This is a genomic window from Streptomyces sp. NPDC058619, assembly GCF_042717785.1.
GTDB lineage: Bacteria > Actinomycetota > Actinomycetes > Streptomycetales > Streptomycetaceae > Streptomyces.
The window spans coordinates 1-11807 of the sequence record NZ_JBHXQN010000099.1 but is presented as its reverse complement, the minus strand read 5'-3'; the positions used below and the strand labels follow the sequence as shown (position 1 = coordinate 11807).

General features: G+C 71.5%; 8 protein-coding genes and 1 pseudogene. 4 read left to right on the top strand and 5 right to left on the bottom strand.

Features of this window, described 5'->3' with window-relative positions; all coding sequences use genetic code 11:
• Positions 1-142: 142 nt before the first annotated feature.
• Positions 143-853, top strand: a pseudogene (locus ACFWTC_RS37430) (transposase); the annotation flags it as partial.
• Positions 854-976: 123 nt separating this feature from the next.
• Here the strand turns inward: ACFWTC_RS37430 and ACFWTC_RS37425 are convergent.
• From ACFWTC_RS37425 to ACFWTC_RS37405, 5 genes are all read right to left on the bottom strand, one after another.
• Entirely contained in the window at positions 977-1909 is a 933-nt protein-coding gene (locus tag ACFWTC_RS37425) for a carbohydrate ABC transporter permease (RefSeq protein ID WP_384030402.1), read from the bottom strand.
• Positions 1906-3237, bottom strand: a complete 1332-nt coding sequence (locus tag ACFWTC_RS37420) for an ABC transporter permease subunit (RefSeq protein ID WP_384030404.1) — start codon at positions 3235-3237, stop codon at positions 1906-1908. Before ACFWTC_RS37420 ends, ACFWTC_RS37425 begins: the two co-directional genes overlap by 4 nt.
• 10 nt (positions 3238-3247) lie before the next feature.
• Entirely contained in the window at positions 3248-4579 is a 1332-nt protein-coding gene (locus ACFWTC_RS37415) for an ABC transporter substrate-binding protein (RefSeq protein ID WP_384030406.1), read from the bottom strand.
• A 48-nt stretch (positions 4580-4627) separates the two neighbouring features.
• Positions 4628-6397, bottom strand: coding sequence for a glycoside hydrolase family 13 protein (locus ACFWTC_RS37410; RefSeq protein ID WP_384030408.1), 1770 nt, complete (start codon positions 6395-6397; stop codon positions 4628-4630).
• Between the two features lie 257 nt (positions 6398-6654).
• Complete coding sequence (locus tag ACFWTC_RS37405; RefSeq protein WP_384030410.1) at positions 6655-7935, bottom strand: ABC transporter substrate-binding protein; 1281 nt, start codon at positions 7933-7935, stop codon at positions 6655-6657.
• A gap of 168 nt (positions 7936-8103) precedes the next feature.
• Between ACFWTC_RS37405 and ACFWTC_RS37400 the strand changes: the two genes are divergently transcribed.
• Genes ACFWTC_RS37400 through ACFWTC_RS37390 form a run of 3 tightly spaced genes read left to right on the top strand, consistent with a single transcriptional unit; the run spans position 8104 to position 11707 of the window.
• Positions 8104-8610, top strand: coding sequence for a PadR family transcriptional regulator (locus tag ACFWTC_RS37400; RefSeq protein WP_030723089.1), 507 nt, complete (start codon positions 8104-8106; stop codon positions 8608-8610).
• A complete protein-coding gene (locus ACFWTC_RS37395) occupies positions 8607-9374 on the top strand; it encodes an ABC transporter ATP-binding protein (protein ID WP_030723086.1) in 768 nt (255 codons plus the stop codon). Before ACFWTC_RS37400 ends, ACFWTC_RS37395 begins: the two co-directional genes overlap by 4 nt.
• 2 nt (positions 9375-9376) lie before the next feature.
• The gene (locus tag ACFWTC_RS37390) at positions 9377-11707 is read left to right on the top strand and encodes an FtsX-like permease family protein (protein WP_384030413.1); all 2331 of its coding nucleotides are present in this window, start codon (positions 9377-9379) and stop codon (positions 11705-11707) included.
• The last annotated feature ends 100 nt before the right edge of the window (positions 11708-11807 follow it).

Sequence of the window (11807 nt, the reverse complement as noted above, 5' to 3'; positions counted from 1 at the left end):
GAACTACCTCGACCAGCGCGAGATGCCCCGGCCGAAGTCATGGCGCACCCTGGGCACCTGATCTCGACAGTTCCAAGATCCCCGACAGAGTCAAGCTAAGGCTTGTCCCGTAACTGCTGGTCACGGGTAAGATGATCTTGGTGTGGCTGGTGTGATCACGGCGTCGGAGCCGTCCTGGATAGCCCCGTTCACCGGGCTGAGCCCGCGCTGCTTCGGGAAGCTGGTGACGGTTTTGCGGCGTGAGGGTGCGGACGCCGTCTGCAAGGGCCGGCCGTGGAGCCTTCCGCTGGAGGACCGGGCACTGCTGGTCGCCGCGTACTGGCGCACGAACTTGACGATGCGCCAGCTCGCCCCGCTGTTCGGGGTGTCCAAGTCGGCAGCGGACCGCATCATCGACCACCTCGGGCCGATGCTCGCCCTCCAGCCCCGCAAGCGGTTCGCTAAGGACACCGTGCTCACCGTCGACGGCACCCTGGTCCCCACCCGCGACCACCAGGTCGCCGCGCAGTCCAAGAACTACCGATACTCCACCAATCACCAGGTCGTCATCGACGCCGACACCCGCCTGGTCGTCGTGGTCGGCCGGCCCCTCGCCGGGAACCGCAACGACTGCAAGGCGTGGGAGGAATCCGGTGCCAAAGTCGCCGTCGGCAAGACCCTCACAATCGCCGACGGCGGCTATCCCGGCACCGGACTCGTCATGCCCCACCGACGCCGCAAAGGCGAAGACCTGCCCGACTGGAAGCACGCGCACAACAAGTCCCACCAGCAGGTCCGAGCCCGCGTCGAGCACGTCTTCGCCCGCATGAAGACCTGGAAGATCCTCCGCGACTGCCGCCTCAAAGGCGACGGGCCGCCGCCCTGCCCTCGGCGCCGGGGCCCCGACGCCGGCCCTGCTGCCGTGTCCCACGAGGGGACGCCGGCGGCAGGGCCCCGCGGTGTGAGCGTGGCGCGCCCGGTCCGGGGCCCGGGGCGGCTATTTCACCGAGCCGGCCATCACGCCCTGGACGAAGTGCCGTTGGAAGGCGAAGAAGACGATCAGCGGGACCACCAGGGACAGGAACGCCCCCGGTGCGAGGACGCCGATGTTGCTTCCGAACTGCCTCATCTGGGATTGCAGCGCCACCGTGAGGGGCTGGGACCCGCTGTCCGCGAAGAGCAGCGCCACGAGCATGTCGTTCCACACCCAGAGGAACTGGAAGATGGCCAGGCTCGCGAGGGCGGGACGGCCGAGCGGCAGGATGAGCCGGGAGAAGATCCGCCACTCGCTGCCACCGTCCATGCGGGCGGCCTCCAGCATTTCGCGCGGTATCTCGGCGAAGTAGTTGCGCAGCAGGAAGATGGCGAACGGCAGACCGTAGGCGACGTGGAAGAGGACGACGCCCGCGATCGTGCCGAACAGTCCGACCGCACCGAAGAGTTTGGCCACGGGCAGCAGCCCGATCTGCACGGGTACGACCAGCAGTCCGACGACCACCAGGAAGAGGCCGTCCCGGCCGGGGAACTCCAGCCATGCGAAGGCGTATCCGGCGAGCGCCGCGAGGGCGACCACCAGGACGGTGGTCGGCACGGAGATCAGGATGGTGTTCCCGAAGGCCGTCGCGATGCCGGAGTCCTTCAGCAGGGCGCTGTAGTTGTCCAGGGACAGCTGGGACGGGTCGGTGAGCGCGGTCCACCAGCCCTCGGAGGCGTTGTCCTGTTCGGAGCGCATCGAGGACAGGAACAGGCCCGCCAGTGGGGTGATCCAGACAAGGGCGACCAGGAGCAGCACGCCCTGGACGACTGAGTTGCCCAGCAAGCGTGAGAGCCGGCTCCTGCGGCGGGGTCCGGGCGTGGACGGGGCGGGGACGGGCAGGGCGGCTGCCGCCCGTCGGGCCGGCGGGCATTCGATGGTGCTGTGGCGGCTCATGCTCCGCTCCTTCGGAAACGCCGGATGTTGAAGATCATCGCCGGTACGACCAGCAGGAGCAGGACCACGCTGAGCGCGCTGCCGAGCCCCTGGTCGTTGCCTCCGCCGAAGGAGACCAGCCACATGCGGGTGGCCAGTACGTTCGCCTCTTCCTGGACCGGTCCGGGCGCGATGATGTAGACGAGGTCGAAGACCTTCATCACATTGATCACCAGGGTCACGAAGACGACGGTGAGCACCGGTGCGAGCAGCGGGATGGTGATCTTGCGGAAGATCTGGCTCTCTGTGGCACCGTCCATCCGCGCGGCCTCCAGCGCGTCACGCGGGATGGCGGAGAGGCCGGCGCCGATCAGGACCATCGCGAAGCCGGTCCACACCCATAGGTATGCGGCGATGATGGCCGGCGTCACCAGTGCGGGACTGAGCCAGTTCACGCCCTGGTAGGGGGCGGCGAAGTTGGCCGTGGGGAGTCTGACGGTGTACTCGCCGTCGGCCAGGCCGGTGAGGCGGAACGACCCGTCGTCGGCCGTGGTGGCGGTCGCGGCCACCCGGCCCTCCTGTACGGCCTCGACCGTGATGCCGGGCAGCCCCTTCTCTCCGGGGTCGACCGTGCCCGGCGTACCGGCGCCGCCGGGGGCGAAGTCGAGGTAGACGGCGCCCGCGATGGAGTCGGCCCCGGCCACGGCGTCGGCTGCGGCCTTCGCTCCGGCGGGCATCGCGTCGGGTGCCACCCCGACGAATCCGAGGCTGACGGAGCGGCCGGGGCGCAGGGTCTCCTCGGTGCTGTACGGGCCGCCCGCCCCGCCGGTCAGACCGTGGCCCTCCCGGGCACGGGCCGTCGGGTAGGCGGCACGGTCGGCGAAGGTGTCGTGGACGCCGACGACGGCGGCGTTGAGCACGCCCCGGTCCGGGTCCTGTTCGTAGGCGAGTCGGAAGATGATGCCCGCCGCGAGGAACGACACGGCCATCGGCAGGAAGAGCACCAGCTTGAACGCGGTGGCCCAGCGCACCTTCTCGGTGAGTACGGCGAGCATCAGCCCGAGCCCGGTCAGCAGGAGCGGGGCGACCACGACCCAGACGGTGCTGTTGCGGATGGCCTTGAGGGTGGCCGGGTCGTGGAGGATCGCCGCGTAGTTCCCGGCCCCGACGAAGCGTTCACCGCCGGCGTCGAAGAAGCTGCGGCCTACGGAGAAGAGGACCGGGTAGACGACCAGGGCGCCGAGCAGCAGCAGGGCCGGCAGGACGAACACGACGGCGAGGCGGCGCTTTTTTCTCTGCGCCAGGCGCCGTGGATTCGTCGCGGCGCGGGCGGTCAGGGCGTCAGCCATGGGGAGCGCCTCAGTTCCCGTAGGCCTTGGCGGCTTCGGCCTCGAGCTTCGCGGCCGTGCCCTGCGGGTCCGACGGGTCGCGCAGGAAGTCCTGGAGGAGCTTCCACTCGCCGGCGCCCTTGGTACCGCCGAACGCGGCCGGGGCCTGGTCCGACATGTCGAAGCGGATCGAGTTGCCCGCCTCGATGAGCGAGGTGGCGGTGCTGCGGGTGGTGTCGTCGCCGTACGAGGCGAAGTCGACCTCGTTGTTCGGGGACAGGAAGCCCCCCGCGCCGGCCCAGACCTCGGCCGCCTCGGCTCCGGACAGGAACTCGACCAGCTTCATGCCGGCCTTGCTGTTCTTCGCGTCCTTGAGGACGACGGCCGCGTCACCGCCGCTGACGACCGGCGCCCTGCCGCCGTCGACCGAGGGGAACGGGAAGAACTTGGCGTCCTGCCCGAGCTTCTTGCCGAACTGGCCCTTGGCGACGCCGCCGACGAAGTCGCCCTCGTAGACCATGCCCGCCTTGGGCTCGGGGCCGAAGACCTGCGCGACCGACGAGGGGAAGTCGGTGCTCAGCGCCGTCTGGGCGCCGCCGGCGACGAGCTGCTTGTCCTTGAACAGGTCCCCGAGGGTGGTCAGCGCCCGGACGACGCTTTCGTCGGTCCACTTGAGCTTGTGCTGGGCGAGCTGGTCGTACTTCTCCGGCCCGGCCTGGGAGAGGTAGATGTTCTCGAACCAGTCGGTGAGGGTCCAGCCGTCCTCTCCTGCTATCGCGAAAGCCGGGCGGCCGGAGTCGGCGAGGGTGCGGCCCGCCTTCAGCATGTCGGAGTAGCTCTTCGGCTCGCTGACGCCAGCCTGGGTGAAGGCCTCGGGGGCGTACCAGACGGTGGACTTGTGGGCGGCCTTGAAGTAGAGGCCGTAGTACGTGCCGTCGACCGTGCCGTAGTTCTTCCACACCGGGGCGAGGGTGGAGTCCGCCGTCTTGGCGGCCCGGTCGGAGAGGGGGAGGAGCCAGCCCTCCTTCACGAACTGCTGCAGCACGCCCACCTGGGGGACCATTACCACGTCGGGGGCGTTACCGCCTTCGATCTTGCTTCCCACGAAGGTGGAGACGTTGTCGCCGGAGGGGACGAAGACCGTCTTGGCTCCGGTCTTCTCGGTGAAGGCGTCCAGGACCTTCTTGAAGTTCTCCTGCTCGCTGCCGGTCCAGACGCCCGCCACGGTCACGGTCTGGCCGCCGAGTTCGCCGCCGCTCGCGGGTCCGGTGGCGCCGCCGCATGCGGTGGCACCGAGGGCGAGGGCGAGGGCCGCCGTCGCGGTGGCCGTGGTCCGTCGGGTCGTCTTGCTGAGTCGTCGCATCGTGAGGTCCTTTCGAGGAAGTCCGGGGCTACGGGGTGGGTCCCGGCTTCACGGGGAGGGGCTTTCGCGCGGGGTCGGGAACGTCAGGGGGGCAGGGCTGGAGGAGCGCGGGCCGGCATCGGGTTCGCCGGGGCCCAGGGGGCCGGGGCACTCGGCCGTCCACCAGGCGGCGGTCGCTGCGGGGAGCACGCCGTCGGGACAGGGTCCGCTGGCGAGCAGCGGAGTCCCGGGGACGGGGGCGGGCACCGGCTCCGTGCCGAAGTTGACCGCGCAGACCAGGCCGTCGCCGCGGGCGATCGCCAGCACGTGGACGGGGGCGTCCAGCCAGCGCAGGGTGCCGTCGCCGAGCTGCGGCAGGGTGCGTCGCAGCTGGAGACCGTCGCGGTAGAGGTGCCAGAAGGAACGGGTGTCGGCCAGGGCACGGTCGGTGGCGTGCTCCGCAAACCACTCGGGCTGCGGAAGCCACGGCTTGGCGGCGACCGCCTCCCGGCTGAAGCCGAACGGGGAGGCGTGCCCGGACCAGGGCAGTGGCACGCGGCAGCCGTCCCGCACGTGCTTGCGGCTGCCGGTGCGGCGGAAGATCGGGTCGGTGAGGACCTCGTCGGGCAGGTCCAGGACCTCCGGGAGGCCGAGCTCCTCGCCCTGGTAGACGTAGGCGGCGCCGGGCAGGGCGAGCATCAGGAGGGCGGCGGCGCGGGCGCGGGCGGCTCCCAGTCCGCTGCCTTCCACCCCGGGCTCGCCCGCGTAGCGGGTGACCGTGCGGACCTGGTCGTGGTTGTTGAGGACCCAGGTGACGGTGGAGCCGGTGCCGGCGATGTCGCGCATCGCCTCGGTGATGGTGGCGCGGAAGGCGCCGGCGTCCCAGGGGGCGCTGAGCAGGTCGAAGAAGAACGCCTGGTGCAGTTCGTCGGGTCGGACGTACTCGGCGTGCTCGCGTGCGGTCGGCACGGACACCTCGCCGACCAGCAGCCGCTCGTGGCCGTCCCGGGCGGTGTACTCCTGGCAGACCGAGCGCCAGCGGCGCCACACGTCGTGGACCTCGGGCTGGTTCCAGGCCAGCTGGTTGACGGCGTCGCGGGCCCGTTCGTCGGCTCCGGGGTCGTCCGAGTCGGGCAGCTCGGGGTGCTTGAACAGTCCGGCGGCGACATCGATGCGGAAGCCGTCGACACCGCGGTCCAGCCAGAAGCGCAGCACCCGCTCGAAGTCGTCGCCCACGACGGGGTTGCGCCAGTTCAGGTCGGGCTGCTCGGGCGTGAAGAGGTGCAGGTACCACTCTCCGGGGGCGCCGCCGGGCTCGGTGGTCCGGCTCCAGGCGGGGCCGCCGAACATGGCGCGCCAGTTGTTGGGCGGCTCGCCCCCGTCCGGGCCGCGGCCGGGGGCGAAGTGGAAGCGGGAGCGCGCCGCGCTGCCCGGCCCCGCGGCGAGCGCGTCGCGGAACCACGGGTGCTCGCTGGAGCAGTGGTTCGGGACGATGTCGAGCAGCAGCTTGAGCCCGAGCCGGCGGGCGTCGGACACCAGCCGGTCGAACTCGGCGAGGTCGCCGTACACGGGGTCGACGCCGCAGTAGTCGGCGACGTCGTAGCCGTGGTCGTGCTGCGGCGACGGGTAGAAGGGGCTGAGCCAGATGCCGTCGACACCGAGCTTCCGCAGGTAGGGAAGCCCGGCCCGTACGCCGGCCAGGTCACCGACACCGTCCCCGGTGCTGTCGAGGAAGCTGCGGACGTAGACCTGGTAGATCACCGCGTCGCGCCACCAGGGGTCGGTGGGGGTGGCACTGCGGGAGGGGTGGCCGATGTCGGCCGGAAGGGTGCTGAGCATCTCGCGTCGACCTGTTTCTGCTGAATGCGAGAGCGCCCCAGATCGGTGCGCTGTTATGCATGCATGTTAAGTAGCGCTGACTGGAAGGTGTCAACGATGTGTCCAGAAACAGGGAAAAGTTGGGGTGGTTTGCTCAAGAATGCCCGATGCACAAAACAAGGGTCTCTACTTAACATGTAAGTAGAGACCCTTGGAGGACGGAGAAGAAGACGGAGAGGTGGGATCAGGCCTTGCGGGAGGTCGGGCCTTGCGGCAGATCAGCCCCTGCGGGAGATCGTCCCGAGCTCGCGCGCGAGCCGCGCCGCCGCCTGCTCGGGCGTCTGGCGCAGAGCCATCACGTCCTGCGCCACCGCCTGTACGGCCAGGCTCACCTGGTCGTAGCGCGGACTCTTCGGGCGCGGCACCGCCGACAGCACGCTCTGCCGGAGCGTCGGAAGGTACGGATACGCGCGGATCAGCTCGGGGTCCTCGTACAGCGCGGCGCGCACCGGCGGCAGCGAGCCCTCGGTGAGCACCCGACGCTGGACCCGTTCACTGGTGAGGTAGGAGATCAGATCGGCTGCCGACGCCGGATGTCGCGCACGGCTGCTCACCGCGAGGTTGGAGCCGCCCAGCACGCTGGTGCCGGGCCCGACGGGTCCGGGCAGCGGCACGGCGCCGAACCGGCCCGCGACCTTCGACCCCTCGGCGCTCGCGTCGGCGTACACGTAGGGCCAGTTCCGCAGGAAGAGCAGCCGGCCGTCCTGGAACGCCTGCCGGGACTCCTCCTCCTTGTACCCGAGGGCCTCGCGGGGGATCCAGCCGTCCCGCACCCCGTCCGCGAGGAAGCGCAGTCCGGCGCGCGCCGCGTCGGAGTCCACGGTCACCCGGGCGCCGTCGTCGCGCAGGATCGAACCGCCCGCCGAGTGCACGGCCTCGGTGACGTTGACGGTGAGGCCCTCGTACGGCAGGAACTGGCCCGCATAGCCGTCCAGTCCGTACCTCGGCGCGAGGGTGCGCGCCTGGCGGACCAGCTCGGCCCAGGTGCGCGGCGGCTGCTCACCCTCCCGGTCCAGGATGTCCTTGCGGTAGTAGAGCAGTCCGGCGTTCGTGACGTACGGAACCGCGTACAGCCGCCCGTCGAAGGTCGCGGTGTCGACGACCGGCCGCAGGAAGGCGTCCAGGGGGAAGCGGTCCCGCTCCAGCGGGGAGATCCATCCGGCCGCCGCGAACTCGGAGGTCCAGGCGACGTCGATGTTCAGCACGTCGAACCGGTCGCGCCCCGATCGCAGTTCGCTGATCATCTGGGCCCGGGTCTCGTCGGCCGAGTCGGGCAGTTCCACGAGGGTGACGGGCTCGTCGGGGTGGTCGCGGTTCCAGTCGTCGAGCAGCGGGGAGAGGTAGTCGGTCAGGTCGCCCGCCGTCACGAGCGTCAGGGGGCCGCGCCCCTCGGAGGCCGCACCCCCGCCCGCGTCGGCGCGGACGCCGAAACCGGCGTAGCCCGCCAGCACCACCGCCGCGACGAGGAGAGCTCTACCCGCGGCATGCATCCACCGCATAGATTCCTCCCAGTGCGCGCTCGGGCTGCGCCGCCGACCATCGTGGCCCATATATACCCGTTAGGCATGGGCGATACTAGACGCCCAGGCAGACAAGACGGACTCGGACGCCGATCGGTCCGGTGCCGGGTGAACAGTTGACTACGGAGCGGGAAGGAGGGGAGCGCGTTGCGGCTGGCGCTCCTTGCACTCCTCACCCGTAGCCCTGCGCACGGTTACGAGCTGAAGCAGGACCTTGAGAAGCTCCTGGGCGCCGCGTACCCTCAGCCCAACGTCGGCCAGATCTACGTCACCCTCGGCCGGCTGGAGAAGAGCGGCCTGATCGAAGGCGAGGACGTCGAGCAGTCGGGCCGGCCCAACAAGCGCACGTACAAGCTGACGGACGCCGGGCGCGAGGCCGTGCTGGCCTGGTTCGAGGACACCGCGGAGGAGCCCCGGGTACGGGACGAGTTCTTCATGAAGCTCGCGCTCGCCCCCCGGTCCGGTCTGGCCGACCCCGTCGCACTGATCAACAAGCAGCGGCGCCAGTACCTCAACACCATGCGGGACCTGTCGAAGCTGGCCGCAGCCGAGGACCGCGACAACAAGATCTCCCAACTGCTGATCGAGGGCGCCATGCTGCACCTGCAGGCCGACCTCGACTGGCTGGAACGCTGTCAGGAGGAGCTGGAATGAGCGACGACGCCACCACCGCTCCTGCGGTGCCCATCGTGCGTGCCGAGGGCCTGACCAAGACGCACTACGGCGAGGGCGCTCCGGTGCCCGCCGTGCGCGGGGTGGACCTGTCCGTCCAGCCGGGCGAGTTCGTCGCGGTCACCGGCCCGTCGGGAGCCGGCAAGTCCACGCTGCTGCATCTGATCGGCGGCCTCCAGCGGCCCGACAGCGGGAAGCTGTGGCTCGGCGGGGAACGGGTCGACGCCTACCGCGAGGCCCGCTGGGCGGTCCTCAGGCGCCGCAGCATCGGCGTCGTCTTCCAGTTCTTCAACCTGGTCTCCAACCTCACCGTCGCCGACAACGTCGAACTGCCCGCCCTGCTCGCCGGCGCCTCCCCGAAGGCCGCCCGCGACTCCCGCGCCGAGCTGCTCGCCGAACTGGGGCTGGAAGGCCGCGAACGGTCGATGCCCGGCGAGCTGTCGGGCGGCGAACAGCAGCGGGTCGCGCTCGCCCGCGCGCTGGTCAACCACCCCACGCTGCTGCTCGCCGACGAACCGGCCGGCAGCCTCGACAGCAAGGGCACCCGCGAGGTGCTGCGGCTGCTCTCCCGGTTCCACCAGCGCGGCCAGACGATCATGATGGTCACCCATGACGCCCGGATGGCCAGTGCCGCCGACCGCGTCATCAGCTTCTTCGACGGACGCATAGCCGACGACGCGCAGCTCGGCGGCGGGCGGCGCGGGCCGGGCGGCGGCGTCTCCGGCGTACTCGAACTCAAGGAGTGACCGTGCGGGCCACTCTGCGCTGGGCGCAGGCCGACTTCCGCGCACACCGCGGGGAAGCCCTCTTCGTCGTCCTGGCCAGCGCCGGGGTCATCGCCTCGCTCCTGCTGGCCGGTGCACTGTTCAGCTACGCCGCGAACCCCTGGCAGCGCGTTTTCAACCAGTCCCAGGGCGCGCACATCTGGCTGCACACCCGGGGCGGGGCGGACATGGACGCCCTGTCCGGCGTGGACGGCGTCGCGGCCCTCTCCGGTCCGTACCGCACGGCGGCCACGACGGTCGAGTCCCGTGGCGCGCGGGTCGGGGTGACGCTGCGCGCGGCCGAGGCGGCGCCCCCGGAGACGGGGCGGCCGCTCGTCACCGCGGGCGGCTGGCTCGCCCGGCCGGACGAGGGCGACCGGGACGGCAGCGTCGTACTGGAGGATTCGGTCGCGCGGGCGTTGTGGGCGGAGCCGGGCGACACGGTGCGCGTCACCGGACCGGACGGTGCCCCGCACGTGCTGCGGGTGGGCGGGGTTGCCGAGGTGGCCGAGCCCCGCTACCAGCCGGGCGGCGGACCCGGCATCGGCTGGGTGCTCCCCGGCACGCTCGACGAGATCGCCCGGGAAGACACCGGGCAGAGCGTGGGGCTGCGCCTGGAGGATCCGGGCGACACCGACTTCATCGTCCAGCGCGCGGTGACCGTACTCGGCGCCGACCGGGTGGCACAGGTCACCAAGTGGCAGCAGGCACGGGCCGAGGCGGGCGGCGACGACCGGCTCCTGGGAAAGATGTTCGCCGTCTTCGGGCTCGGTGCGCTGCTCGCGGCGGCGCTCGCCGCGTCGGGAGCGATCGGCGCCCGCGTCCGCGGCCAGCTCAGGGACATCGCCATCCTCAAGGCCGTCGGCTTCACCCCCGGCCAGGTGACCCGCGGCTTCCTCGTACAGCACCTGGCCTTCGCGCTCCTCGGCGTGGCCCTCGGCACGGCGGCGATCGCCCTCCTCGGCGCGCGGATACCGGGGCGGATCGGTGAGGCGGCGGCGGTGTGGCAGGACCTCCCCGGGCACACCGCGCTGATGATCGGCATCCCCTGCGGCGCGGTACTGCTGATCGCCGCTGCCACCGGGCTCTCGGCCTGGCGGGCAGGACGGGTGCCGCCGGTTCCGGTGGCCCGGGCCGCGCTGCCGTCCGCCGCGCCGATGACCGCACTCGGCAGGCGGGCTCTCGGGATGCGGGTGCCTCCGGCCCTGGTCCTGGGGTGGCGGGCGGCGTTCGCGCGACGCGGCCGGACGCTCGTGCCGGTGGCCCGGCTCGCCCTGCCGCTGGTGCTCATCACCGTCGCGCTCGTCGCCTGGTCGACGCTGGACCAGTTCCGCAGCCGGCCCGCGCAGGTGGGACGCCCCGCCGCACTGACCGTACGGGCCGAGCAGCCTGCCGGGCCGTCGGACTCGGAGCTGGAGCTGGAGAAGACCCTCGCGACGGTCCCGGACATCGCCGCGGTCCATCCGGGCGCGGAGATGGCGGCGCTCGTACCGGGGCAGACCGGCACCATCACGCTGCGCGGGCTGGGGACGGCTCGCCACCCGTATCCCTCGACCGTGGTGGAAGGGCGCGCGGTCGGCGGCCCGGACGAGGCGGTGGCCGGGCAGGGGCTGCTGGACCTCCTCGGAGTGCGGGTCGGCGACTGGGTACGGATGACCGTCGGCGGACGGCCGCAGATCCTGCACCTCGTCGGCCGCACCATCGAACCCGAGTCCGGCGGCCGGGTGATCACCACGACCCTCGACGCCCTGCGGGAACGCGATCCGCAGCTGCGCCCCGCCTACCACGCCCTGGTGCTCCGCGAGGGGGCGGACCCGCGGGCGGTGAGCGGAACGCTCGCCCTGGCGGCGGGCGGAACGCTGGAGATCAGGGAGACGCCCAATCCCGCCGACCGGCTGGAGCCGGCACGCGGAGTGATCGCCGCACTGATCGCGGTACTGGCACTGATCGGGCTGACCGAACTGCTCACGCTGATCAGCACGGGCGTACGCGACCGGGGCCGGGACCTGCTCGCGCTCAAGGCCATCGGGCTGACGCCCCGGCAGATCGGGGCGATGATCGTGACGGCCGCCGGTCTGACCGCGCTCGTCTCCGCGGTGGTGGGGACGGCGGTGGGTGCGCTTGCCGGCAGCTGGCTGGTGGACACGCAGGGCGCGTCGAGCGGGATCGGTGCGGGGATCGCCCGACTGCCCTCCCTGCCGGTGCTGGTGACGGTGGTCGTCGGAGCCGTACTGGGTGCGGTGGCGGCGGCGGCGCTGCCGGCGACACGTGCGGCGCGGCGGCGCCTGGCGGACTCGCTGAGCGAGACGCTCTGACCCTTACTGATCGTTTCAAAATGAGGTCCGGAGCCGTCTCAAACAGATCATGCTGCAGGCGAGTTGGAGCAGTCCGAGGTGGAGGTCGGCGCGTATTTCG

Coding starts and splice junctions, on each gene's coding strand:
- ACFWTC_RS37415 (WP_384030406.1), bottom strand. CDS start 4,579: ATGCGACGACTCAGCAAGACGACCCGACGGACCACGGCCACCGCGACG.
- ACFWTC_RS37420 (WP_384030404.1), bottom strand. CDS start 3,237: ATGGCTGACGCCCTGACCGCCCGCGCCGCGACGAATCCACGGCGCCTG.
- ACFWTC_RS37395 (WP_030723086.1), top strand. CDS start 8,607: ATGAGCGACGACGCCACCACCGCTCCTGCGGTGCCCATCGTGCGTGCC.
- ACFWTC_RS37425 (WP_384030402.1), bottom strand. CDS start 1,909: ATGAGCCGCCACAGCACCATCGAATGCCCGCCGGCCCGACGGGCGGCA.
- ACFWTC_RS37410 (WP_384030408.1), bottom strand. CDS start 6,397: ATGCTCAGCACCCTTCCGGCCGACATCGGCCACCCCTCCCGCAGTGCC.
- ACFWTC_RS37405 (WP_384030410.1), bottom strand. CDS start 7,935: ATGCGGTGGATGCATGCCGCGGGTAGAGCTCTCCTCGTCGCGGCGGTG.